Genomic DNA, 24,029 nt, shown 5'->3' with positions numbered 1-24,029 from the left:
TCAAATTAATCTATTTTATGTAGCAAGCTTTTTTTATGCTCATATCTTTTTTGGGCTTCGGTAATCAATTTCGTAATTAATTCAGTATAAGGAATACCTGCAACTTCAAATAATTTAGGATACATACTAATATTAGTAAAACCAGGTAAAGAATTAACCTCTGTCAAAATAACTTTTTGATCACTCTTGCGCAATGTTGAATCGATTCTTGCCATACCACTACATTCCGTTACTTGATAGACTTTTAAAGCATTGGCTCTAATCTCAGCTATAGTTTCTTCAGGCAAGTCAGCTGGAATTTGTAAACTAGTTGTTGAATTAACATCATACTTATTTTCATAACTATAAAAAGTCCCCTCGGCATTAATAATTTGACCAACCCCTGAAACTATTGGATGATCATTTCCAAGCACAGCAGTTTCAACTTCTGTACCATGAATAGTTTCTTCTATTAAAACTTTATCATCATAGCGAAAGGCATCAGCTAGAGCAGCATCAAATTCTTGCTTATTAGTTACATGGTGTACACCAACAGATGAACCTTGGTTAGCTGGCTTAACAAATAAATCGTGTCCTAATTTTGCACTAACTTGATCATAATCACGTTTAGCATTTTGCTCATCTTCATATTCAAAACGTTTAATTGAAATCCATTCAGCCACAGAAACGCCTACACGTTGCGCTAAAATTTTGGTAAATTCTTTATCCATAGTTACCGCTGCAGCTAAAACATCATCCCCGACAAATGGTTTATCAATAATCCTAAATAAACCTTGTAAACTACCATCTTCACCTAAATTACCATGTACAATGGAAAAAAATACATCTAATTCTGGAAAATTAGCTAGTTCACTTAAGTTAGAAATATTCGCTACTTGATGCGGATTTTTAATCTTATATTCTGCATTTGCTAAAACTTTTAATGATTCTTGCTCACTTGCAATATAGCCATCATTAGTTATCCATATAGGATGAACATCAAATTTACTTTTATCAATTGCCTTATAAATGTTATGCCCCGACATAATTGAAACTTCATACTCAGAAGAATTACCACCAAAAATAAGACCAACTTGTGTTTTCCTAGTCATTGCTTCTACCTCTTATCATTTTTTCTAACTTTTTTATTATACGGCAATAACTAGCTGAATAATGGTAATTTAGTTAATTTTTATAAATGTTTTTGCCTCATCGCAAAATTACCATCATAACTTAAAATTAATTATTTTCGTCTTAGTTACTTAATAAATTCGTCCTAGCTTATAAAACTAAAAGTATACTTTACGAATTAACCTTAATATCAACTAGTTATTTTTTAAATCTTAATTATTAAGAGTAGCTTATATCTTTTTAGGCCGCAATAAAAATCCTATCTTCATTGAAACATAAAATTCACTTATTATGTTTATCGCCAAAGATAGGATTATTTAATATTAAAACTTATTCAAAACGGCTACAATTTCTGCTAGTAAGGCAGCTTCATTAGTAACAATAGTACCATTTAATTTAATTAAACCAGTAGTATATAAGTTAACATAATGAAATTGATTTTCTGCCACTTGCTTTAACGCCGCTAACTTTTGCTTATTTTCGCTTCCCTGTTGCCGTGTATCAGTATATAGACCAATAATCGGGATTTTTTTAGCATAGGCAACACCTATTTCACTTGCCACACCATTATCAATGCTATTACCATCAAGAATTGCTACTAGTAAATCACTCTTAACCAATCTTTCTGTATCTGCTTGAGCAATCATCTTTGAATCAGCATAGGCTTGTTTATTATTTATTGCATTATTTTCTTGTGGTAAATATAAATCAATTGCAGTATCTAATTGCCGAATTTTTTCTGCCAAGTAAGCATTGTAATTAATTTCTGCTTGTGAAAACAGTGCGTTAGCCAAATAAACTTTCATCATCAACTCCTATAATACAAAGAACACCTAAATATTTTTGTAAGATAGTTTAAACATTATTTTTAATTATTAGGTGAACTAATTTCCCACGGTATAGCACTTAAAATATACAAGACCACACCAGCAATCACATAATCTAAAAATATGCTACTTCCAATTTCTAATACACATCCCAAGACTGCTATCTCATCAACATTAACAATAATTGGAATCATAGCTAATATACCAGATATTAAAATTAACCAAAACCCCGCCCACATTCCAGCAGCTGTAACAGTATGGACTAAGGTCTTAGAATTCATCACCATTAACATATCATTAATTAGTGAACGTAAACTGATAATTATCATTATAAACAGTATAATGTTTACAATCAATAGCACAAAAGCAATGTTTCCGCCCAAAGTAACTAAATCTAAATTAAAAGCATCTATTACATCATATGGAGCATTCTTCCCTTGTCTTTTGAGTCTCTTTTGTACTAATTGGGCATCGCTAGATGCCTCTTGATCTATATTTAATTCAATATCATGCAAAATTTGTTGTGCCAACTTGATATTATTAAACTTAAACCATGGAACACCTATGGCATAATCAATAATATGATCGGCAATGGGCTGCGTTTGCTTAGTAGTCAATAAATTAGAATTTACATCTTTATTAGCACCAATCACTTTAGCTAGCTCGTCAAAATGATTGTTAACGTGTCGAACAATAACTGCTTCATTATTATTAGTTCTCAGCTGTCCTTTCATAAAAAAAGGATTGAGAAAAGTTACTGTAGTCATAACCAATGTCACAATTAATAAAATACAAAAGGATAAGACCCTTTTGTACTGAAGATTTTGTTCTGGATTTACTCTACGCAAACTATTTCGTGCGCCATTTGCCATGCTATTCCTTTCTAACAAACAATATCTTTATCATCATCAAACATAGTATCAATTGCATGATGAATTTCTTTGATGTCAGTTGAAGCAATAATCTCATGTCCTTTTTTTAATGCCTGATTAATTTCATCCGGTGTACAGTGTAGAAAACTATACATCAATGAACTAGTGGCATAATCTGCTAATTGCTCAGCAGAAAGATTAAACTGTGTATTATTATTATAGTAAAGTCGGCCAATCCCAGTTATAACAAAGGCGATGCCATACTCAACTTCATGTGGGTTGAAATAGTCTTCATCAAAAATTTGGTTTTTTCTGACCCATTCTTCAACCATACTGCTCCAATTATCAAGCGTGTCATTACTGCTAAATACTTCATTAATAATACGCTTTAAGCCTTCATCATAAATGCCTAGCATTGCAATTGTATACAAAAATGCTTTAGTACGTGCACCAACAGTACCGTCACTTGTATGATTAAATTTATTAACTTGTTTATCTAAAGTGTTTAATATATTACGGACCACATCATCGGTCAACTTAACTTTATGGGGGTAATATGATTGCAAAAGTGATTTAGAAATTCCAGATTTCTCTGCAATCATTTGAAAAGAAACATTTTCCATCCCATTCTTTCTTATTAAATGGAATGTATTTTTTAAGATAATTCGTCTTCTTTTATAATTTTTCCGTCGTGCCATCATAGTTTCTCCGTTTTCTATACATTATATTCTTATTATATCAATGATATAAAATAAATAAACAAAAAGAAAACAAAAACCTCTGACTAGTACTAATACTTTGTTACCACATTCCTCCCAGAATATTAAATTACTTCAGTTCGCTTTCGCTTAATAAGTGCATTGAACGATCATTGTAGACATAATTAATTCCACGCGCTAATAATAAATCAACCGATATTCTAATCATACGATCTGGATAATGTTGATGCTTAATAGTATCCGTAACTACAATTTGCTCAATAGGTAACCCATTTAAAATTTCAGTTGCATTTTGTGAAAGTAAGGCATGTGTTGAAGCAACATATACTTTCTTAGCGCCTGCAGCCATAACTGATTTAGTTGACGATGAAATTCTTGAACCTGTATCAATTAAATCGTCAACAATAATACACTTTTTATTTTTAACATCACCAATTATATCGTGAACATCTGCATCATAACGGGCGCGTCTTTGGTCAACAATAGCAATCGGAGCATCAAACATTTGACCAAAATTTCGGGCCAGCTTAGCCCCAGAATGATCTGGAGAAACTACAACTATATCATCATCTTCCTTAGTTGCAATGCCATTATCAATGAAATATTGTGCTAATAATGGAATCGCATGCAAATGATCAACGGGCACATTATAAAAGCCTTGTATTTGAGAAGCATGTAAATCTAATGCAATCAAATGATCTAATCCTGTAATTTGTAGCAGATTGGCAATCAATTTTGCTGTAATTGGTTCACGTGACCGCGTCTTTGTATCAGAACGTGAATATGCTAAATATGGAACAACTACATTTATTCTATGAGCTGATGCCCGGTGAAGTGCATCCAAAACAATTTCTAATTCCATAAAGTTTTCATTTACTGGATCTTGAATTGATTGAATAACAAAAACGTCACATCCTCTAACACTTTCACCAATATTAACTTGAATTTCACCATCACTAAAATGCTGCACCGCTGTTTCAATCAACGGTTTTTTCAAAATTGTAGCAATTTTTTCATTTAAAGCTGGATTTCCACTTAAACCGATTAATTTCATTGGATGCATTAATTGAAGAATTTCTTCTTTATTCATAACTACCTCTTTATCAAAAATACCATCTTTTCAGTCTATTATAACTAAAAAAGTTCCTAGTGCCTAGAAATTGACGGAAATTAAAAAAGCTGGAGATATCCTTCCAGCAAATTGTATAATCTTAATTTTCGTCTCTAAAAAAATTTTTCATTAAATCAAGTAGTTTAAAGCTCTTAACAGCATAACTATTATGCTTTTGTCTTGGCATTATCAATAATTGCCCTTGAGGGATAAGCTGACTATACCAACGAACATGATCAACTTTAACCCAGTCCTTCTCACCAACAACACAATAGGTTGGAATAGTGATTGCTTTTAAAGCATCAACTGAAAGGTAACTTTCGGTTAATTCAACTCGACTATCCCGATTTAATTGCAAGAAGCGCAGGCAGCCTTCGGTTAAATAATGATACGGTCGAATGCCATTACCATTGACAAACACTCCGGCAACCATTAATTTCTTAAAGGCGCTTGAATCTTGACTAGCAAGCATCATCGCCACCAATCCCCCCGCATCAAAGCCAAAACAATAACAGCCTTTAATTCCCATCTTTTCAATGAAAGTAGCAATATCTGCAACTTCTGTTTGATAGTGCTGCGCTATTTCTCCCTCGCTCAATCCATGTCCCCGCATATCAAGCACATACACTGTGTAATATAGGGCAAGCGGAGCAATAATTTGTGCAAACATTCCACCATCAAAATGGTGACCATGTAGTAATAATAACGGTTCACCCTGACCTAGTTTATTGTAGTATAAATTATTGCCATTAACTTCTGCTATCATTGACGATTCCTTTCACTAGCTTCAACTAGTTTTTGCTTAGAATTATCTTCTTTTTTATGTTCCTGCCATAAGCTACGAATAATAATTTTGGCAATAATATAATTTGCTTTAAAATTATCAGGAATCATCTTTAAATTAAAATTGTGTACCATACTATCCTTGCGTTGCCAATAATGATATAGTGGCCGACTAGTGCAATAAAAGCCATCTGTCAAAGCTAGATATTCCACATTAAAAATTTGGTCTTCCATGAATGCTAAATTCTCCATAAAGCATAAATGATTTTGCCGTACAACAGAAATTTTATATCCTTTATTCCAAGTATAACCCTTAACTGGTGTACCCAAAATATGATTATCAAACAACGATCCTAACGGATTATTAATCAGTTGATAGCTTTTTAATTTTGTTTTTATACCGTTTATAACTTTTTTGGTAACTGGCGTAGAACCTAGCTTATTTTCGTAATCTAGCCAAAATCCACATGAGACCATAGCTACTTCTGGATGTTCATGAAACGCTTGTATAAAAAAGTTGGTATAACCAGCATCAACCCAATCGTCACCATCATGAAAAGTAAAATATGGTGTATCAACATGAGCAAGACCAACATTGCGCGCATCAGATAAGCCACCATTTGGTTTATTAATAATTTGGATATAACGAAACTTCGTTTGATAGCTCTCTACTATCTTTTTTGTATTGTCCGTTGAGCCATCATTAACAATTAACAACTTAAAGTTCATATTATCTTGTTTAGCCAGGTGATCTAGTGCCCGACTAATATATTTTTCAACGTTGTAAATTGGCATAATGACTGTTAACTCAGGTTGCTGAATCATAGCACCCCTCCCTCATAAATTATTATACCATCTTAATATTTTTAAAATTTTAAAAATACTATAAACTAAACGTTAAAAAAGTAATAACGTTATTTATTATCTTAAATGATTTAGTATAATATGTGCAGCAAAAGGAGTTAATGAATCTTATGAAAAAAGTAAAATCAATTCTAATAATTACTGTCCTCTTATTTGGAGGGCTATTGGGAATGAATCTGCCTAAACAAATTGTTCAAGCAGACGACTCCCCCGTTATTTGTCTAGGAACTTCTCTTACCGATAACCAACGCCAAGGTACAATAAAGACTTTGAGTAATCCTTTAAGTGACAACAGCTATCACACCATAACTATTACTGGTCAAGATTTAGTTCAATACCTTAATCCTTCCGGTGCAAATTTCACTAACACTTCAGGTGTTTGGTCAAGTGCAATGATTCAAAAAACTGCTCAAGGTAGCGGCATTAATGTCCATATTCTTGACTATCAAGGTCATAATAATATTACAACGATTACAGCTAATCAATATAAAAATGCTGCTCTAACTGCTGGAATTGCAGATGCCAATATTTATGTTACTAGTGCTATTCCAATTGATGGTTCTGGAGCTTTAGCTGGCGTTTACTCCGCTTATAGTAAAAATGGGGAAAATTTAAATCAAAGCCAAGTTAATGCTGCACAAGATGAGATGGGAACATTAAGTAAAATAACCAAGGAAAATCAAAATAAAAAAGGCTATAGTGATGCCCAACTAAATAATGCAGTTGCTGGCGCCAAACAAGAAATGGGGAAAATTGGCAACAATGTTTCTGATAGTCAAATTCATGACATTGTTAACAATCAAATTAATATTAATCACCTAGGTGATGTTATTAACAATAACCAAAAAGAGCAAATTATCAATATTTTAATTAAAATCCGTGACTCTGGTGCTTTAAAAGATCATCATTTTAAAGATCAAGCTGATGCTCTTTCCAAAAATATTGAAAAAAATGCTAAAGGTATCTTTGATAAAATCAATACTACCGAAAATCGAAACTTATTTGAACAAATCTGGGATGCGATTACTAGCTTCTTTAGTGGACTTGTAGCAGGTTTCTCTAATTCTAAGTAATTACATTTGATCCATAAACTTGTTTAAAGTATGATCAACAAATTCATTACCGCGATTTTTAGCATGACCTTTGGTCCACTTAAATTCGGCTTGAGTGAACTCACTAAGTAGTTGATCTAATTTTTGCCATTCTTCGACATTAGCAATTTTTCCTTTACTACTCTTGTGCCAGCCCCGTTTTTTCCAATTTTGGAGCCAGCCTTGTGTAATCGGATTTAAAACATATTGTGAATCAAGTATAAATAATAGAGGTTGTTGGTTAAATTTTAATTCCAACAACTTTTTTAGTGCCTCAATTAAGGCTGTTAATTCCATTTTATTATTGGTTGCACCTAATTCACCATTGCTATCATAAAATGATTGCTTTTTACCTGCTTGCTGCCATTCAATTAAATATGCCCAAGCCGCCTTATCAGTTACGTGTACATGGCCACCTTTATAAGTTCCAGTATTGCGCGTACCACCATCGGTATAGATTTTGGCAAAATATTTTTTATTTGTTTTTGAGGCCCCTCTTTCTTTATTTAAGGGCTTTATCTTACTTGCCTTTTGAATTTTAGCAATTGCTTGTCTTAATGAGTCTTCATCTTTTTGCAGTAGCTTCTTAGCTGTTGCTTGATTAAAGCCCAAATAATTGGTCGCATCAGTAATTTGTTCAAACGACTTATATTCGGCATTAGAATAACCATTAACTTGTTTTTCTGCTTCTTTCCAAGTGCGATAAACCCCTGGTTGACGACCTTTTTTTACAGCATAAAATTTCATATGTTCCTCACTCACTAAAAATTGTTGTCAATGTTAAAATATCAGTAGCACTAATTTTAAGGTGGTAATTTATGTTCTTTAATACCAAAAAATATACTGAAATTGCTGAAAAAAACCGTAAACGTAATCTGTCTAAAGACCCTAGTATGTTTAATATGGTTTCGTTAGCAATTCTAGCTACCATTGGTCCTACTCGCTTTTTTTTGCGCCTACATAAAAGAAAAATTGAAGATAAGTCAAAAATTGAAAGCAAAAAAGGAGAATTCATCCAAGAACCTGTAATTTACTTTCATGGCTTTCGCGGTGGGGACTACACCACCAATGTTATGATTAAGCAAGCACTAAAAGAGAAGAAAACTTCTAACTACCTAAAGGTTACTGCTGATTTATGGGGAAATTTCAAACTAGAGGGGACATGGACAGGTGATCAAAAGCCAATCGTTCAAGTGGTTTTTCGTCAACGAATTGTTGGTGTCTATGCTATTGACTACTATTTACGTCTTATTCTACCTTTTTTAGCTAAGCGATACCACTTTACCCATTATTCGGCAGTCGCTCACTCATTGGCCTGTCCTTGTATAATACGCACAGAGATGCGTAAGGCCCATAAAACCAATTTCCCGCACTTAAACAAATGTGCCTTAATCGCTGGCCCCTTTGACGGTGTGACCTATATGGGAGATATTCCAAACGTCAACGGTTTTAATAAAAAAGGTAGACCTACAATGATGAATTTACACTATTGCTATTTTTTATTTAGACGAAAACGATTTAATCCGAATATTTCCGTCTTGAACATTTACGGAAATGTTTTAGATAATACCAATAGCGATAAATTTATTTCTGTTACTTCTGCAAAAAGTATTCGCTATGTTTTAGCACCATTGGTCAAATCCTACCATGAAGTAGAAATTCGCGGCGAAAAATATGCCGAACATAGTTGGATGCATGATAATCCGTTTGTCATTGACATTGTCAATAAATTTATCAACTTCAAAATATAAAATTTAATTTTCGGAGGATTTACGTGATTGTAATACAAGATATACTACGAATCATTATCACTACTAATATTATCTTAGCCTTTTATATTGTATTTCACCGCCGGCGGTCGGTTTCAACTACGTGGGCTTGGCTAATTATTTTATTAGTTTTTCCAGTGATTGGTCTCATTCTCTATGGCTTCTTTGGTCGCGGCATTTCGCAAGAGAACATTTTTGCCATTAACAAGCAACACCATATTGGGTTACGCAATGTTCAAAAATCAATTACTAAAGCACCTAAAAAAACCAGTCCTGCTGATACCTCTTACAAAGCCAGAATGGTTATTCACTTTTTTGATCATAACGGTGAATCACCTCTTAGTAAAAATAACCATGTCAAACTCTACACAGATGGCCAAGCGCTGTTTGATGACATGATGCACGACATTCAAGATGCACAACAATCCGTTAACGTTGAATTTTATACCTTTTATAATGATCAAATTGGTAACGAAATTCTTAACTTGCTAATCAAAAAAGCAAAAGAAGGTATTGCTGTACGCGTCCTTTATGATGCCTGGGGATCTTTAGGTGCTAGTAAAACTTGGTTTGATCAACTCCGCCAAGCAGGCGGTGAAGTCTTACCTTTCATCACTTCACGTAATATGATTACGCGTTCTCGCATCAATTATCATTTACACCGTAAGATTGTAGTAGTTGATGGCAAAACATCTTGGACGGGTGGTTTTAATATTGGCGACCAGTATTTAAGCCGTAACAAAAAGTTTGGTTACTGGCGCGATAGTCATGTAAGAATTGTTGGTTCAGCCTCGCTACTTTTACAAGAGCGTTTTGTCATGGATTGGAATGCCTCAATTCAAAAAGAAAGTCAATTAATTACTTTTAATACCATGCTTTTTCCTAACTTAGATGAGAATGAAATCCATCCTGGTGATGTACCAATGCAAATCGTCGCAGATGGGCCTGACCGAGATATCGCTAATATGCGTAATGGCATAATGCGCTTAATGTCGCTAGCTAAGAAAAGAGTTTGGCTACAAACACCTTATTTAATTCCTGATGATGCCATGATGGCTACTTTGCAAACCATTGCTATGTCAGGCGTTGATTTACGAATTATGATTCCCTGCAAACCAGACCACCCTTTTATTTATCGCGCTACACAATGGTACGCTAACGAACTAACTCGTTTCGGTATTAAAGTATATATCTACAATAAAGGCTTTATCCACGCTAAAACGATTGTAGTCGACGATGACTTTGCTACTGTTGGTTCAATGAACCAAGATTATCGCTCTTATGACCTCAACTTTGAAGACGTTGCTGTTTTTTATGACAAAAATTTTGCCCATGAAATAGCTCAATCATTTATAGCGGACATGGAACATTCTACCCTACTTACGCCACAAATAATTGCTAAGCAGGGGCGCTTACTGCGAACATTGCAGTATTTTTCACGAATGCTTTCACCAATTTTATAGATACCCTGAAATATTAATCACATTAAATGTTCTTAAATTATATCTTGTATTTCAATTCTAATATCATGGTTGACATGACTCTTAATCGTACCCACTATTTTCGCTATGCTCTGGGCAAAACGTAAATAATATTGACGATTTTGATTTGTAGTAAGAATACAAATCACTTGTTTTTTCTTGGGATTAGGTACCCTGATTAGGGTAATCAAATCAATATCAGCATATGAAATTGTTCGTTTAAAATAACCCGCTACTACAACTTTCTTTGCGCCAAAGCCAGTAAAACCATCAATGATACCTATCAAGATAAAACTGGCCAAAAAAACAGTCAGACCCTGATCATTTTTTTCAATTAATTGCCAAGAAAAGCCAAGCCAAATAAAAATTAGTGACCAGATAATTGAAGAGAATCGATATTGTCCCTTTAAATCAATATTTGCTTGCCAATACCAGCTATAACAAGCATAGCCCAGCATAATCGCTTCTAAAATTAAGTAAAAACCAGCCATAAAAACTCTCCTCAAAATATTTACTCTTAGTCTATTATAACAGACTACGATTTTTTAGTAGTTTTAGCAGACAATTTTGAACTATTGGCTTGCATTTTATTTAAAAATATTATTAAATAGGCATTAAATTAAATGCGATGAAAAAGACGAGTAAATAATTTATTTCTCACAGTGAGTTGGTATTAGTGCAAAGCCAGCAGACCCTGAATTATTGAAAAACCCTTTTAGCAGCACACTGAACAACTCAAGTAGGTGGTGCCGTCTCCAGTACGTTATCAAGCTGGTGAAGCATGATTGTGCTTCATGAGTGGTTCGCAAATAGCGGACAATTTAGGTGGTACCGCGGAAAAAGCCTTTCGTCCTTGTTTTTATTAGCTGAGGCAGAGGGCTTTTTCTTTGACCTCAAATCAGGAGGTTAGCAATTATGACTTTAATTATGCCCCAAAATTATCAGCCTACTTTAACAATTCGTGATACTGAGGCGGCAATTGTTTTTATCCGTGAACGTTTTCAAGTTTTACTAGGGCAAAAACTTAATTTACAGAGAATGTCGGCACCTTTGTTTGTTGAAAAAAATACCGGACTCAATGATAACTTAAATGGAATCGAACGTCCGGTTAATTTTGACGTAAAAGCTTTTCCTAAAGACGATACCATTGAAATCGTCCATTCTTTAGCTAAATGGAAACGACTGGCCCTTAAAAAATATCATTTTGGTATGCATGAAGGCCTCTATACAAACATGAACGCCATTCGGCGCGATGAAGACCTTGATAACTTTCATTCGATCTATGTTGATCAATGGGATTGGGAAAAAATCATTGCCGAAGATGAACGAACAATTACAACTTTAACTGAAACAGTTGCGCAAATTTTTAGTGCAATTAAGCAAGTTGAAACTGAATGTGCTGCACGCTATCCTGCTTCAACTTATCATTTGCCAGATGATGTATTTTTTATTACTACTCAAGAACTAGAGGATAGATGGCCAGACTTGAGTCCAGAAGAACGAGAGAATAAGATTGCTGAGCAAAAGAAGGCCGTCTTTCTTATGAAAATTGGTGACAATCTGGCTCGTAGTGGTAAGCCTCATGATGGTCGCGCCCCTGATTATGACGACTGGCAATTAAATGGTGACTTGATTTTTTGGTATGAACCCCTCAAGCAAAAACTAGAAATTTCTTCAATGGGAATTAGGGTTAGCCCGCAAAGCTTACACAAACAGCTCATCCAAGCTCATTGCCTTGCACGTGAACAATTGAACTTTCATCAAATGTTGCTCAACGGCGAGCTACCATTTACCATTGGTGGCGGAATTGGCCAATCACGCCTTTGTATGCTTTTATTGGGTAAAGCTCACATTGGCGAAGTACAAGCCAGTATTTGGCCAAAGGAAATGTTGAAAATGTGTCAAGCCCATAACATTCAAATTCTTTAACTACCAACCGACCTCCAACTTAGCTAATGCTACAGGAGGTCTATTTTAGTAACACGATAATTAAGCTATTAGCATAAATTATCTACTGCATAAATATTGCCCAAGGGAAAAATTATGATCGTAACTAAGCAAATAAAAACTTTAAAAACCGAAATTGAACAAGCAAATTATGTTACCTTTTTGACTGGTGCTGGCGTATCCACACCATCTGGCATTCCAGATTATCGCTCTAAAAATGGTATTTATAATGATTGCATTGAAAAGCCAGAAACCATTTTAAGTGCTGAAACACTGTATCACCGCCCAGAATTGTTCTATCATTTTGTCTTAAATAACATGTATTTTCCCGACGCTAAACCAAATATTATTCATCAAAAAATTGCCGAAATTTGTAATAATAAAGGTCATTTAATTACCCAAAATGTCGATAGTCTAGATTTAAAAGCTGGCAATCAACAGGTCACCCAGTTTCATGGTAATCTCTATCAGTTATATTGCACAAAATGCCAACAAACTGTTAAGTATTCTACCTATGCTCAATCATATCTGCACCATAACTGTGGTGGTATTATTCGTCCCCAAATTGTGTTATATGGTGAAAATATCAATTCTCAAAACTTAACTACTTCTATTCAAGCTATCCAAAAGGCTGATCTAGTAATTATTTGCGGTACTAGCTTTGTGGTCTATCCTTTCGCTCAATTATTAGCTTACTGTCAAACCAATGCTAAAATATGGGCAATTAATAAAACAGCAATTCCGTTAGCCGGGATTGCGGCTATTACTGGCGATGCACTAGATGTTTTCCAACAAATTTAAACAGACATATTTCTTATGGTAAAATATTAGGCAATAGCTTGATTAATGGATTATTATAAGTTATTGCTTAACTCAATTTATTGTTCAAAAGCTGCTAGTACTTTCAGAAAAGAGATTTTTACAAATGTCAATTATTAAAATGTATGCGCCATTCTTTGATGCCAATAACTGGCTTCACGTTTTAACTAATGTCAATGACTGGCTAATCATCCTTACCCTAATTTTGATGGAATGTTTACTATCAGTTGATAATGCTGTTGTACTTGCAGCCCAAACCAAATCTTTACCAGACAAAAAGCAACAAGAAAAGTCTTTATTTTATGGTATGTGGGGCGCTTATATTTTTCGCTTTATTGTCATTGGAATTGGCACGTACCTAATTAATTTTTGGGAAATTAAATTAGCTGGTAGTATTTATCTTTTTTACCTTTGCTTCAAGTTCTTCTATGATCGACGCCACCATTCAGCAGATAAAGAAGGCGGTCAAGTGCCAAAAACTACCCAGCATCATCAAAGTAATAAGCGTTTCCTGTCACCTTTTTGGCGAGCAGTTATATCAATCGAAGCAATGGATATCGTCTTTTCAATAGATTCAGTTCTAGCTGCCCTTGCTGTTTCAAGTAATCCTGTAGTTGTTTTAATTGGTGGGATGATTGGTATTTTATGTATGCGAGGTGTAGCTGAAGTTATTATTAAGTTAATGGATATAATTCCTGAGTTGCAACCAATGGCATATATTTTAATTGGCATTATTGCTTTAAAATTACTTGTCTCACTTCCACCACTTCATTATGAGTTACCAAATTCTATTTTCGCCGCTTTAGTCTTTGGCATTTTGTTAATTACCATTGCTTTTCATTTTTTGCACTCCAATAACCATTCTCATTAAGCATAATTTATAAGTTACCATTCTTTTTTAGGCACAATTCAATAATTGTGTCTTTTATCTTCTATACAACAAGTAAGCTTTATAATTACTTACATAAATTATAATTTTACTTAATAACTATTTGCGAGTAATCATGGACTATTCAACTTATTTTACTAAATCAACAACTGAAAAAATAAGTATCGATTTGCTTGGTCGACCCTTAATCTTTGATAATGGGCAACAAATTTTAGGTGGTTATATTGTGGAAACTGAAGCTTATTTAGGAAAAAGAGATCGTGCTGCTCATTCATACCAAGGTCGCAGAACTGCTGCTAATGAAGGATTATATCGCAGAGGAGGCACAATTTATATCTATGCCCAACGCCAATATTTCTTCTTCGACATTGCTACCCAAAAAGCTGGTGAACCTCAAGGCATCTTAATTAGAGCTATCGAACCTGCTTGGGGTATCAAGCAAATGATAACTAATCGCTCAGGTAAAAGCGGCCCCTTATTAACTAATGGGCCGGCTAAAATGATGCAAGCCTTCGGCATTCATAATAAAGACTGGAACTTACATTTTCTAAGCAAGTCTCCTTTTACTATTGATTTAAATGACAACCACAAAAATTACGCCCGTAAGATTATTGCCAGTCCGCGCATTGGTATTAACCAATCAAGCCCTACTTGGGCCAGCAAACCTTTGAGATACTACGTTAGCGGTAATCCTTATGTTTCTAGAATGAAAATAAAAGATTATCAGCCAAACAATGGCTGGGAATTATTATCTTAATATAAAAAAATTGTTATAGACATTTTAAACACAACTATTGACAAAGTCCTATTTTTAGCCTATTATCGCATATAAAGTTAAATAATTTCCAATGCAATAGAGGTTGCGATAATTACAAACTTAGCTAGAGTGAACGAACACTAAGAAAGCTATCGTAAGAATTATCGCCGAAACAAAAATTTTGTTCGTTTCAATTTTTTTGTTGGGCTGCAAGATAATATCTTGCAGACTGTCCTAGTTAATTACTAGGGAGCGCTATATGATTTGTCTAAATAAAATTAGATTAGACCTCGTTGTTTTTGAATTACAACGAGGTTTTTAATTACGCTTTTTATTGTATTGGCTTTATTTGAGAAAAGTTTTCGGAGGTTTTCAAAATGAAGTCAAGATATAAATGGATTACTGCTGTTATGATAGCAATAATCAGCATGACCTTTGGTTTGAATTGTAATTCAAATAGCGTCAGTGCTAAAAAAGATAGTAATGTACTTAAAGTAGCAATGGAAGCTAACTATCAACCTTATAATTGGACCCAAACTAATGCTGCAAATGGTGCTGTCCCAATTGATGGATCGCAACATACTTTTGCTAATGGTTATGACGTTAAAATTGCCAAAATCATTGGTAAAAAAATGCATCGAAAAGTGGTTGTGCTTAAAACTGAATGGGATGGACTACTACCAGCTTTAACCAGTGGTAAGGCTGATTTAATCATTGCTGGCATGAGTCCAACTGCTGAAAGGGCTAAAGCCATTAACTTTTCTCAACCATATCGCCGCGGAACATTTGTTGTTATTACCAAACCAAATAGTAAGTTTGCTCACGCTAAAAAGCTAACTGATTTTAAAGGCGCAAAGTTAACTGCTCAACAAGGAACATCCCATTACGGGTTAATTAAAGAATTACCTGGTGCCAAAAGACAAACTGCAATGCGCGACTTTGCCGCAATGCGCCAAAGCCTAATTTCAGGAACAATTGATGGGTACTTAGCAGAAGATACTGAAGCAATTTCTTTTAAATTAGTTGATCCAGATGTCACTGCTGTTGCAATTAGTAAGATGGCTGGTTTCCATGTCTCAAAAGAAGAGTCAGAAACAGCCATTGGTATTGCGAAACCTAACAAGTCTTTGCTTAAGCAAGTCAATCAAATATTAGCTACCATTCCAACCGCTACAAGAAACAAAATGATGACCGCTGCCATTAAAGAACAGCCTAAGGCTGGTGACAACAAAAAAGGTCAATCAGAAAACTGGTTTATTTCCATGTGGAAACAATATGGTAGTATGCTAGTAAGTGGTATTGGCATGACCTTGCTTCTTGCATCTGTTGGTACAATTGCAGGTTTCTTTATTGGTCTAGCTGTTGGTATTATTAGAACTATTCCTACCCCAACTACAACTGGAAAAAAATTATTACTTAAAGTTAGCAACTGGCTATTATCAGTTTATATTGAAGTGTTCCGCGGGACACCAATGATGGTGCAAGCTGCGGTAATCTACTACGGTATTGCTCAATTTTGGCATCTTAATATCAATCGGACCATTGCGGCTTTAATTATTGTTTCAATTAATACTGGCGCCTATTTAGCAGAAATTATTCGCGGAGGGATTATTTCCACACCAGCTGGACAGTTTGAAGCTGCCAGTGCTTTGGGCATGACTCATAACCAACGAATGTGGCATATTATTTTACCGCAAGCAATTAAAAATTGTTTACCATCAATTACTAATGAATTTATCGTCAACATTAAAGACACTTCAGTTTTGAGTATCATTTCGGTCTCAGAATTGTTCTTTGTGGGAACAACTGTTGCTAGCCAGACTTTCAAGTTTTTCCCAACTTATCTCACAATTTCTGCTATTTACCTAATTTTGACTTTCACTATTACCAGAATCTTCAATTTAATTGAGAAACATTTACAAGGTAATAAAAATTACAATTTAATGGCCAATCAAGTACAAGTTGGTACAACCAATGACATGGAGGTTAAAAAATAATGACCGCAACAAGTGAAACAATTTTGAGTCTAAGACATTTGCAAAAATCTTTTGGTGAACACCAAGTTTTACGTGACATTTCTCTTGATATAAAAAAAGGTGAAATTGCTACTATCATTGGCCCTTCTGGCGGTGGTAAATCAACTACTTTACGTTGTATTAACCTCTTAGAAGAACCAACGTCTGGTGAAATTACTTTTCACGGTGAAAATGTTCTTGCTTCTTCTTATAACCGCAACATCTATCGTGCTAAGGTAGGGATGGTATTTCAACAATTTGACTTATTTGAAAATAAAAATGTCCTTGCTAACTGCATGGTTGGTCAAGAATTAGTTCTTAAACGCGCTAAAGAAGAAGCACGTCAAATTGCCCTGCAGAACTTGGAAAAAGTTGGTATGGCGCAATATATTAATGCTCGCCCGAGTCAACTTTCAGGGGGACAACAACAACGTGTAGCTATTGCCCGGGCAATATCGATGGATCCAGAAATCTTGTTATTTGATGAACCGACTAGTGCACTTGACCCAGAAATGGTCGGTGAAGTTCTAAGTGTAATGCAAAATTTAGCCAATACGGGATTAACAATGATTATTGTAACCCATGAGATGGCATTCGCGCGGGACATATCTGATCAGATTTTCTTTATTAGTGACGGTATTATTGCCGAGCAAGGCAAGCCAGATCAATTATTTAATCATCCACAAAATGAAAAAACCACGAAGTTTTTAAGTAACTTCCAGAATAATTAAATCAGTGACCAAAAAATCATGTTTTAGCAAAAAAACATGATTTTTTTATTCAGTTTACAACCTTGGGCCTTTGAATTCGACAACTAAATTTTCCTCTAAAATTAATTATTTTCTTTTACTTTTTAATAACTCTAAAACAATTATTATTACTTGTTGAATAAGCCAAAGTAATAACGAATAAATAGATATAACACCCAGTAAAATATTTTTCCCATCTAAGTAATATAAAACTATAAAGACGAAGAACATCGTTAAATAAATACGTTCCGAATAAATTACAACTTTGTGATCAACTAAGTAATCTGTTGCAAAAGAAGTTGATTTTTGGTTTTTACTTGTGGAACATAATGCTACTACTAATGTTAATAGTCCTATTATTATTTCCCTTGGACTGCGCCAAGGAGAAAAATCTTTTATCGCAATTATTAATAATATAATGCCTATTAAAAAAGGAAAAATTTTACTAAGTTTTATCTTCATAATCTACACCTATAGAATTAACGATAAGAATTGGTAATCGACCCAATATGTCTGCTATTTTTATTTGCATTTAATAAAACAATCATAGCATAAAGCGCTTTTAATGTTGAGAACACCATTATAGCGTTTTTAAATTTACAGCAGTCAATTAGTTTATCAACTTCTGGTAATCTATACCTAAATGATTGCCAGTGATTACAAAGATGAGGAATGTATAGTGGCGAAAACAATCAAGCAATTAGCAGATGAATTAGGTGTCTCTAAACAAACTAGCCATTATCAGATAAAGTCTTTACCAGTAAACAAAAAAGAGCAAGAAATAGTGTGCCTGCACGATACCCTTGCCCAGACCCAGAAATTGCTTGATCAATCGCAACAATTACAATTAATTGCCGAAAAAAAAGTTGATGAACTTTAAAAAATTTCAGCTCGTCCAGTAAAAAAAGAAAAAGACCACCAAAAATCATGGTGGTCAAAACTATTTAATTCTTTTAGGCCATAAATAAATCAAAATTGAAATTTGGATAACAATGAGTACCAAATTTAACCAAATTGGTAAATGGCGAAAGCAATATTGTTGTATATTGCAATTAATAATGTCGGTTGCAAAAAAGATATATCCTAATAATTCTATTAAAACATAGCCATAAAATAGACTCTTTTTATGTATATTTATCCAATTCAATATTTTTCACCTCAGAAGAAAATGAATACTACTGTTTTAGCAGCCCAATAAGCAACATTTTTATTTACATGAAGATATTTAATTAACCCCTTTTCTATCCCTTCTTGAATGTTACCTTCAAATCCAGTTAAATAGTCCACAAAATCTGCAAGGCTTTTTTCTCCCAATTTAGCTCCTACTAATTTTACGGCATATTTTACAGCCTCTTTGATAACTCCTACTTCCCATCTTAATGAAATTTGATTATCTTGATCGACTTTATCCTGTAAAAATTTATGCTGCTCACTGGATGTATATAAATTTGCTGACACCAATTCTTGAAATTCATATTTCTTTTCTGGTGTTAGATTATCATATAGACTATCATAATTATTATTATTTTTTTGCGTTACTTGATTTTCTGCAATAGTATCGGCATGTACGACTTGAGTTGTTAAAACTCCACTACCTAAGGCTGTTGCTACTGGACTTAATGCTAACGTGGTTAATCCTGCAATTACTGTCTTATTTAATTTCATGATTATTACTCTTTTTAAAATTTAATTTTTTTGCCTAAATTTTATAAGCAATCCATCTAAATAGCTTACATACTTATTAGTATCATTAATTCGCATAATATGATTTCTTTCACGGAAAAATAATAATGATTGGTAAGCGACGTAACAAATCATCCATGATCGGTAACCTCCTAATTCAATTGCACATTTCTATTCGTTTATGAATTTAGTATATGTTTAAAAAACAAGTAAAATAAAAAATGGCGTACTCGACAATTTTCAGTCAAATAGGTCATTTTTAGTTTTTTGTATAAATTCTTTTAATTGTTCACTATATTCTTCCATACCAATCAAATTAAAAAAATCAATTATAATCTGACAATCTTCCTTCCCATTTTTTTGTGGCTGATAATGACTAGTAATTAAGCTCTTAAAAAAGCTATCGCACCTCGGTAAAATGTCAGATCGGGATTTATATCAATTTGCTGAGCAGCTTCAATAAAAAATATTGTTTCATCATATCTATCTGCTTTAATGCAAAACATTAGTAAATTACTGATAATACTCAAAATCGCCTTTTGAACGGCTATGTCACTATCATTTTTAAAATGATTAATTAATCTTTTTGAAAGCATTAAATTGCTATCGAGATCATAAAAACTCATGAAATTGCAGTAAAGATATAAATTATCTCGATCAAAGTCTGAAATATTAAACAGGCGATTCTTAATTTGGGCTTTAGTTTGCTCATCTAAACCTGTAAAATCGTCATCTAGCAGTGCTATATAACCTGTAATAAAAGCAAGTTGCTCATCCTTATCAGGCAAGTCACTGCTGCTTATTGTTTGACGGACTTGTTTCAGTTCTACCTTTGAATGAAGATAGAATGCTTCTATATTTGACCAATTATTTCTTTTTGAATTCATAATTAGTTTTATCTTTTTTATCCAGCTTATTAAAAAAATCTATTGCTAATATTTTATTGTAATGAAGTAACGCAAGTAAATCTTCTACAGTTATCCGATGGATATTTTTCTCAACTTTGGCATAAAAGGAAGGACTTATTATATTTCCTACCCACTGCTTCTGTGTTTTCATTTGTGCTACCCGATACTTTTTCAGCAGTTCACCAATACTCATTTTTATTACCTCTTTATGATTGCTATCTCAAATATATTTTACTCCGCTTTAATCCACCATACCAAAGCAACTTAACCTAATGTACATTAAACGCAGTAGCGCCAAAAGGCGGTTGCAGAGGACTGAAAAATGCGCGTTAAAATACCTTGTGAATTTTAATAGCAAAAAGAAAGACTGAATTAATAGTCTTCCTTTTTTCCTGGCTAGCTAATTTCACAATTATACCAATTCAAAAACAGCTCAGAAATTCCGAGCTGCCTCTGCTATTCTACTTGAGTAATTTATCAAGTATGACAATAATGTCGCTTAATACTTGCTCTGTCTTAGTTAAGACTAAGTAAAATAATACTAAGGTAAATATGTCTAACACGCTTTTTCACCTCCTTTACGGAAAGCCAGTCAACTTTCCCAGATGGTGCACATAACGTGCTTATTCATTTTACCAGAATTGGCAATCATGTTATACTTAGGTCACTAAGGTAGTATGTTTAACATGCAACATGACGTGCAAAGCAAGTTCAGTCACTTGCAAGACGTCTGAGCGATCCCAAAAGGATTGCTTTTTTTGTTTCTTTTTTTAAAAGAAAATCGTAGCCCACAAGGCTACGACCAGACGATAAAAAATAAGCATTAGTCCCGCCGACTTTTGCTTATTTTTTTCGTTGCTAATTTCAATTAAACATCCAACAATCTAAGCTTTAGCTTGTATCAAAAACGGTATCGCTTATACGACCGTATAAGCAATCATGATTTTACCTAAGGCTAAAGTCAGAAGGCTGTATATCTTAGTCAAAAATGGGGTAAAAAAGCACATGTATCAATAATACTTTGTCAAAAATTGGTTTAAAGTCCCTTTCATACGATTCAGCACTTTAAAGTGCTTTTTATCTTTAATTTTTATTAATGTCGGAACACTTTCAACCTTATATTTTTTTCGTTCCTTTTTTAAAAAATTATTACTATCTGTTTTTTCAGTATTAATGTAATAAATATTTATTCCCCTTTTTTTACTAAGCTCTGCTAATCCTGGGACGAAAGCTCTGCAATAAGGACAAGAAGCTTTTCCCCAAAATACATAAATGATTCTTTTGTTTTTTTTATCAAGTAATTTATTTATTTTTTTAGGAGAAATTTTAATAAAAGTTTTGGTAGCCTTTTGATACTCTGTATTTTGATATCGTAACACTAATTCACTGTTATCTCTATATCCAGCATTTTCAGTATCATCAATTTCAGTTGCCTTCGTATTTTGAAAATTACAATTAAGCACAGATAGGCATAACTGTATCAAAATAACTATATTGATAAATGCCCTTTTCATAATTATTGCCCCTTTATATATTTTTATATTAATTTATATTGATTTTATTACAAACCTGTACTATATTATAATCAGAAAGAGGTTAAAGTTTCAAACTTTCAAACGTTCAAACGTTCAAACTTTTATTTTAATTATAGAAAGAAGAATAAATATGAAGCATTTAATAACCTTACTGTCATCAGCTGCTGTGTGCGTTTCGATGCTCGCAGTACCAGCTACAACAGTATCTGCAGCAACAACTACCCCTGCTCAATCAACAGCAACGAGCAATCAGCTATCTAAAGCAGAAACTGAAACTCTTAATGCTGCTATTAAAGGGTCTCTAATTACTTATCCAGATTCATCCGGCGTTGCCCAAGTCAAAATTGTAGATAAAAATTATTTAGCACAATCCTTAAAGCAAACAAATCTTAAAGTGACTGTAGAAGATGTACAATCTGCATTAGATAAAGTTAATGAATATGCTAAAAATCATCCAGACGAATTTACTTATGAAAATCCACTTTTAAGAAAGAAAGTTAAGCATCATAAGGCTTGTTCATGGACAATGGCTGGAGCAGGTACAGCTACCAGTATTGGATGGGCAGTTGGATCTGTGGTTGCAGGAGCTACTGGTATGGGAGCAGCATTAATTGGTGTTGGTCTAGGAGCTATTTGGACAGGAGCAGGTCTTGCCTGCTAATATAGTATAAGCAATGAAAAAGTTAATTAATAAATATTATTTAACGATAATGTTTTTCCTGATAACATCAATCACTACCCTCAGTCCGATTTTCATTCGTTCAAGGTCTGGCAGAATTTGGAGGCTATGGTTTATTATACTTTCTACATTTACAATGTTTGCTAACGAATATTTAGCTAATAATGCTAAAGTTAACATTAGTAAAAGAAAGTTGAAAGTTACAGCCGGTATTGTATCGTTAATTATTATTTTGGCAGTTTTTTTATTCTTTGGATTTTGGACTGATTGGAGTTACCTTTAAAGTTCTCTAAAAGCATACAAAAAAAGCACTGGGATTAATTCCTAGTGCTTTTTTATATAATACTTTAAGTTCTATTTTTCGAAAATTGCTACTAAAAACAGTATGGGGAAAGCTAATAAAATGAAAAAACAAATAACTTCTATACCAAATACGAAGCTTATCACCATCTCTGTACTACTCAACACAATTTTTACGATTTCGCGTTTCAATCTCAATTTAATTATAATATGGAAGTTGATTTTTTTAGTCAATCTTCTAATCGATAATTATGCTAATCGTGCTGAAACGCCTGTATTAACCAGAAAGAGAAGAATTTGGGACTATATTTAGTTACGCTCTTTTGAAATATATAAAAAAGCATTGAAACCTATGATTCAATGCTTCTCGTGTATCTACTTAAACAATTTTACTAATTCTTTCAAAATGCCTGTTACAGCATTTAAAAGCTTAGTTGCTTGATTAAGTATGATACAAATGAAAACTAACTAACTAGATTTCTAGCAGTTAAACGTGCAAACAAGCTGATTACTTGTTAGCCGTCTGAGCGATCCCCAAAAGGGTCGCTTTTTTGTTTCTTTTTTTAAAAGAAAATCGTGGCCAAAAAGGCCACGACTAGACGATAAAAAATAAGCATTAGTCCCACCGACTTTTGCTTATTTTTTTCGTCATGAAATTTTAGGCATTACGCAGTTTTGCCAAAATTTAATTAAGCAGAAATTGTGCTAGCTTTTTCTGCTTCTCACCCTGCGTAAAGGCGTTTGATGTAGCGATATAAACTTAACGCATGTCACATATCCAAAAATTGGCAAGCTGCCAAAAAGATTTTGAACAAAATAACCTTAATTTGCAGGTTTACAATGCGATGATACACATGGACGAACTGGGTTCGAGCATTCAAAATGCGCACAGCAGGGAGTAACCGTTAAGCCGAGCCGTCTAACTGAACTAGCACGTAAATATGACATTGAACGTGAACCAAGCTTAGCCTATCAATTAAAAAACGTCCACGAATACCAGCAGGCTATGCGTGCCGTTGAATAAGCTCAAACCTTAGCTCTGCAACAAAAAAATAAAAGTGTTGCATTAGCAGTTGAATTAACTAATCAAAAAATCGTTAACCAAGAATTAGACCACCAAA

Annotated in this window: 25 protein-coding genes and 1 other annotated feature; of the genes, 11 read left to right on the top strand and 14 right to left on the bottom strand. The window is 33.7% G+C overall.

The features are described 5' to 3' along the window. Positions 1–5: 5 nt before the first annotated feature. The 7 genes from F5ESL0225_RS00645 to F5ESL0225_RS00615 all read right to left on the bottom strand — a co-directional run bounded on the left by F5ESL0225_RS00645 (position 6) and on the right by F5ESL0225_RS00615 (position 6,247). Complete coding sequence (locus F5ESL0225_RS00645; RefSeq protein ID WP_122047658.1) at positions 6–1,091, bottom strand: D-alanine--D-alanine ligase family protein; 1,086 nt, start codon at positions 1,089–1,091, stop codon at positions 6–8. Between the two features lie 342 nt (positions 1,092–1,433). After that, entirely contained in the window at positions 1,434–1,916 is a 483-nt protein-coding gene (locus F5ESL0225_RS00640; protein ID WP_122021177.1) for a nucleoside 2-deoxyribosyltransferase, read from the bottom strand. Between the two features lie 62 nt (positions 1,917–1,978). Beyond that, positions 1,979–2,809: a hypothetical protein gene (locus F5ESL0225_RS00635; RefSeq protein ID WP_122024351.1), complete on the bottom strand. Its 831-nt coding sequence runs from the start codon at positions 2,807–2,809 to the stop codon at positions 1,979–1,981. An 11-nt stretch (positions 2,810–2,820) separates the two neighbouring features. After that, positions 2,821–3,507, bottom strand: coding sequence for a TetR/AcrR family transcriptional regulator (locus F5ESL0225_RS00630; protein ID WP_122024350.1), 687 nt, complete (start codon positions 3,505–3,507; stop codon positions 2,821–2,823). A 130-nt stretch (positions 3,508–3,637) separates the two neighbouring features. Next, on the bottom strand, positions 3,638–4,618 hold the full coding sequence (locus F5ESL0225_RS00625) for a ribose-phosphate pyrophosphokinase (protein WP_122021174.1): 981 nt from the start codon (positions 4,616–4,618) through the stop codon (positions 3,638–3,640). A 121-nt stretch (positions 4,619–4,739) separates the two neighbouring features. Continuing rightward, positions 4,740–5,405, bottom strand: coding sequence for an alpha/beta fold hydrolase (locus F5ESL0225_RS00620; RefSeq protein WP_122021173.1), 666 nt, complete (start codon positions 5,403–5,405; stop codon positions 4,740–4,742). Next, on the bottom strand, positions 5,402–6,247 hold the full coding sequence (locus tag F5ESL0225_RS00615; protein ID WP_122021172.1) for a glycosyltransferase family A protein: 846 nt from the start codon (positions 6,245–6,247) through the stop codon (positions 5,402–5,404). The genes F5ESL0225_RS00620 and F5ESL0225_RS00615 overlap by 4 nt, the downstream gene beginning before the upstream one ends. A gap of 209 nt (positions 6,248–6,456) precedes the next feature. On the opposite strand from F5ESL0225_RS00615, the gene F5ESL0225_RS00610 reads away from it, so the two are divergent. Beyond that, a complete protein-coding gene (locus F5ESL0225_RS00610) occupies positions 6,457–7,359 on the top strand; it encodes a DUF1002 domain-containing protein (protein WP_369931533.1) in 903 nt (300 codons plus the stop codon). Here F5ESL0225_RS00610 and F5ESL0225_RS00605 read toward each other — a convergent pair whose 3' ends face one another. Then, positions 7,360–8,124 carry a ribonuclease H family protein gene (locus F5ESL0225_RS00605; RefSeq protein WP_122021170.1) on the bottom strand — a complete coding sequence of 255 codons (765 nt, stop codon included), beginning with the start codon at positions 8,122–8,124 and terminating at the stop codon, positions 7,360–7,362. A gap of 71 nt (positions 8,125–8,195) precedes the next feature. Between F5ESL0225_RS00605 and F5ESL0225_RS00600 the strand changes: the two genes are divergently transcribed. Next, positions 8,196–9,128: an alpha/beta hydrolase gene (locus F5ESL0225_RS00600; protein ID WP_122021169.1), complete on the top strand. Its 933-nt coding sequence runs from the start codon at positions 8,196–8,198 to the stop codon at positions 9,126–9,128. A gap of 23 nt (positions 9,129–9,151) precedes the next feature. Further along, positions 9,152–10,609 carry a cardiolipin synthase gene (gene cls / locus F5ESL0225_RS00595; protein WP_122021168.1) on the top strand — a complete coding sequence of 486 codons (1,458 nt, stop codon included), beginning with the start codon at positions 9,152–9,154 and terminating at the stop codon, positions 10,607–10,609. Between the two features lie 32 nt (positions 10,610–10,641). Here cls and F5ESL0225_RS00590 read toward each other — a convergent pair whose 3' ends face one another. Then, positions 10,642–11,118 carry a hypothetical protein gene (locus F5ESL0225_RS00590; protein WP_090093957.1) on the bottom strand — a complete coding sequence of 159 codons (477 nt, stop codon included), beginning with the start codon at positions 11,116–11,118 and terminating at the stop codon, positions 10,642–10,644. Between the two features lie 128 nt (positions 11,119–11,246). Further along, positions 11,247–11,485, top strand: a binding site (T-box leader). 57 nt (positions 11,486–11,542) lie between these two features. Here F5ESL0225_RS00590 and asnA point away from each other — a divergent pair. The 6 genes from asnA (at position 11,543) to F5ESL0225_RS00560 (ending at position 17,785) form a co-directional block, all read left to right on the top strand. After that, a complete protein-coding gene (gene asnA, locus F5ESL0225_RS00585; protein ID WP_122047657.1) occupies positions 11,543–12,556 on the top strand; it encodes an aspartate--ammonia ligase in 1,014 nt (337 codons plus the stop codon). A gap of 114 nt (positions 12,557–12,670) precedes the next feature. After that, positions 12,671–13,375: an NAD-dependent protein deacylase gene (locus F5ESL0225_RS00580; RefSeq protein WP_122047656.1), complete on the top strand. Its 705-nt coding sequence runs from the start codon at positions 12,671–12,673 to the stop codon at positions 13,373–13,375. A 124-nt stretch (positions 13,376–13,499) separates the two neighbouring features. Then, complete coding sequence (locus F5ESL0225_RS00575) at positions 13,500–14,264, top strand: TerC family protein (protein ID WP_122024347.1); 765 nt, start codon at positions 13,500–13,502, stop codon at positions 14,262–14,264. 133 nt (positions 14,265–14,397) lie between these two features. After that, complete coding sequence (locus F5ESL0225_RS00570) at positions 14,398–15,039, top strand: DNA-3-methyladenine glycosylase (protein WP_122047655.1); 642 nt, start codon at positions 14,398–14,400, stop codon at positions 15,037–15,039. 377 nt (positions 15,040–15,416) lie between these two features. Continuing rightward, on the top strand, positions 15,417–17,036 hold the full coding sequence (locus F5ESL0225_RS00565; RefSeq protein ID WP_122021164.1) for an ABC transporter substrate-binding protein/permease: 1,620 nt from the start codon (positions 15,417–15,419) through the stop codon (positions 17,034–17,036). Then, positions 17,036–17,785, top strand: coding sequence for an amino acid ABC transporter ATP-binding protein (locus F5ESL0225_RS00560; RefSeq protein WP_090093966.1), 750 nt, complete (start codon positions 17,036–17,038; stop codon positions 17,783–17,785). Before F5ESL0225_RS00565 ends, F5ESL0225_RS00560 begins: the two co-directional genes overlap by 1 nt. A 105-nt stretch (positions 17,786–17,890) precedes the next feature. On the opposite strand, the gene F5ESL0225_RS00555 is transcribed toward F5ESL0225_RS00560, so the two are convergent. Further along, positions 17,891–18,265 (bottom strand): hypothetical protein, encoded by a 375-nt coding sequence (locus F5ESL0225_RS00555; protein WP_122047654.1) that lies wholly within the window; start codon positions 18,263–18,265, stop codon positions 17,891–17,893. 217 nt (positions 18,266–18,482) lie between these two features. Between F5ESL0225_RS00555 and F5ESL0225_RS08285 the strand changes: the two genes are divergently transcribed. Next, entirely contained in the window at positions 18,483–18,683 is a 201-nt protein-coding gene (locus tag F5ESL0225_RS08285) for a hypothetical protein (RefSeq protein ID WP_199688753.1), read from the top strand. Positions 18,684–18,961: 278 nt separating this feature from the next. Here F5ESL0225_RS08285 and F5ESL0225_RS00545 read toward each other — a convergent pair whose 3' ends face one another. The 4 genes from F5ESL0225_RS00545 to F5ESL0225_RS00530 form a co-directional block, all read right to left on the bottom strand. Next, the gene (locus F5ESL0225_RS00545) at positions 18,962–19,468 is read right to left on the bottom strand and encodes a hypothetical protein (RefSeq protein WP_122024343.1); all 507 of its coding nucleotides are present in this window, start codon (positions 19,466–19,468) and stop codon (positions 18,962–18,964) included. A gap of 401 nt (positions 19,469–19,869) precedes the next feature. After that, positions 19,870–20,373, bottom strand: a complete 504-nt coding sequence (locus F5ESL0225_RS00540) for a hypothetical protein (protein ID WP_122047653.1) — start codon at positions 20,371–20,373, stop codon at positions 19,870–19,872. After that, positions 20,354–20,587 carry a hypothetical protein gene (locus F5ESL0225_RS00535; protein ID WP_122047652.1) on the bottom strand — a complete coding sequence of 78 codons (234 nt, stop codon included), beginning with the start codon at positions 20,585–20,587 and terminating at the stop codon, positions 20,354–20,356. Before F5ESL0225_RS00535 ends, F5ESL0225_RS00540 begins: the two co-directional genes overlap by 20 nt. Before the next feature lie 817 nt (positions 20,588–21,404). Then, on the bottom strand, positions 21,405–21,908 hold the full coding sequence (locus tag F5ESL0225_RS00530; protein ID WP_122021158.1) for a thioredoxin family protein: 504 nt from the start codon (positions 21,906–21,908) through the stop codon (positions 21,405–21,407). Positions 21,909–22,059: 151 nt separating this feature from the next. Between F5ESL0225_RS00530 and F5ESL0225_RS00525 the strand changes: the two genes are divergently transcribed. Next, complete coding sequence (locus F5ESL0225_RS00525; RefSeq protein WP_122047651.1) at positions 22,060–22,590, top strand: hypothetical protein; 531 nt, start codon at positions 22,060–22,062, stop codon at positions 22,588–22,590. Positions 22,591–24,029: the final 1,439 nt, after the last annotated feature.

This window comes from Lactobacillus sp. ESL0225, from assembly GCF_003692905.1.
Lineage (GTDB): Bacteria > Bacillota > Bacilli > Lactobacillales > Lactobacillaceae > Lactobacillus > Lactobacillus bombicola.
This window is presented reverse-complemented; position numbering and strand designations above follow the sequence as displayed.

Coding starts and splice junctions, on each gene's coding strand:
- F5ESL0225_RS00565 (WP_122021164.1), top strand. CDS start 15,417: ATGAAGTCAAGATATAAATGGATTACTGCTGTTATGATAGCAATAATC.
- F5ESL0225_RS00610 (WP_369931533.1), top strand. CDS start 6,457: ATGAATCTGCCTAAACAAATTGTTCAAGCAGACGACTCCCCCGTTATT.
- F5ESL0225_RS00605 (WP_122021170.1), bottom strand. CDS start 8,124: ATGAAATTTTATGCTGTAAAAAAAGGTCGTCAACCAGGGGTTTATCGC.
- F5ESL0225_RS00580 (WP_122047656.1), top strand. CDS start 12,671: ATGATCGTAACTAAGCAAATAAAAACTTTAAAAACCGAAATTGAACAA.
- F5ESL0225_RS00645 (WP_122047658.1), bottom strand. CDS start 1,091: ATGACTAGGAAAACACAAGTTGGTCTTATTTTTGGTGGTAATTCTTCT.
- F5ESL0225_RS00570 (WP_122047655.1), top strand. CDS start 14,398: ATGGACTATTCAACTTATTTTACTAAATCAACAACTGAAAAAATAAGT.
- F5ESL0225_RS00535 (WP_122047652.1), bottom strand. CDS start 20,587: ATGAGTATTGGTGAACTGCTGAAAAAGTATCGGGTAGCACAAATGAAA.
- F5ESL0225_RS00620 (WP_122021173.1), bottom strand. CDS start 5,405: ATGATAGCAGAAGTTAATGGCAATAATTTATACTACAATAAACTAGGT.
- F5ESL0225_RS00625 (WP_122021174.1), bottom strand. CDS start 4,618: ATGAATAAAGAAGAAATTCTTCAATTAATGCATCCAATGAAATTAATC.
- asnA (WP_122047657.1), top strand. CDS start 11,543: ATGACTTTAATTATGCCCCAAAATTATCAGCCTACTTTAACAATTCGT.
- F5ESL0225_RS00635 (WP_122024351.1), bottom strand. CDS start 2,809: ATGGCAAATGGCGCACGAAATAGTTTGCGTAGAGTAAATCCAGAACAA.
- F5ESL0225_RS00560 (WP_090093966.1), top strand. CDS start 17,036: ATGACCGCAACAAGTGAAACAATTTTGAGTCTAAGACATTTGCAAAAA.
- F5ESL0225_RS00575 (WP_122024347.1), top strand. CDS start 13,500: ATGTCAATTATTAAAATGTATGCGCCATTCTTTGATGCCAATAACTGG.
- F5ESL0225_RS00540 (WP_122047653.1), bottom strand. CDS start 20,373: ATGAATTCAAAAAGAAATAATTGGTCAAATATAGAAGCATTCTATCTT.
- F5ESL0225_RS00525 (WP_122047651.1), top strand. CDS start 22,060: ATGAAGCATTTAATAACCTTACTGTCATCAGCTGCTGTGTGCGTTTCG.
- F5ESL0225_RS00615 (WP_122021172.1), bottom strand. CDS start 6,247: ATGATTCAGCAACCTGAGTTAACAGTCATTATGCCAATTTACAACGTT.
- F5ESL0225_RS00600 (WP_122021169.1), top strand. CDS start 8,196: ATGTTCTTTAATACCAAAAAATATACTGAAATTGCTGAAAAAAACCGT.
- F5ESL0225_RS00630 (WP_122024350.1), bottom strand. CDS start 3,507: ATGGCACGACGGAAAAATTATAAAAGAAGACGAATTATCTTAAAAAAT.
- F5ESL0225_RS00545 (WP_122024343.1), bottom strand. CDS start 19,468: ATGAAATTAAATAAGACAGTAATTGCAGGATTAACCACGTTAGCATTA.
- F5ESL0225_RS00530 (WP_122021158.1), bottom strand. CDS start 21,908: ATGAAAAGGGCATTTATCAATATAGTTATTTTGATACAGTTATGCCTA.
- F5ESL0225_RS00590 (WP_090093957.1), bottom strand. CDS start 11,118: ATGGCTGGTTTTTACTTAATTTTAGAAGCGATTATGCTGGGCTATGCT.
- F5ESL0225_RS00640 (WP_122021177.1), bottom strand. CDS start 1,916: ATGAAAGTTTATTTGGCTAACGCACTGTTTTCACAAGCAGAAATTAAT.
- F5ESL0225_RS00555 (WP_122047654.1), bottom strand. CDS start 18,265: ATGAAGATAAAACTTAGTAAAATTTTTCCTTTTTTAATAGGCATTATA.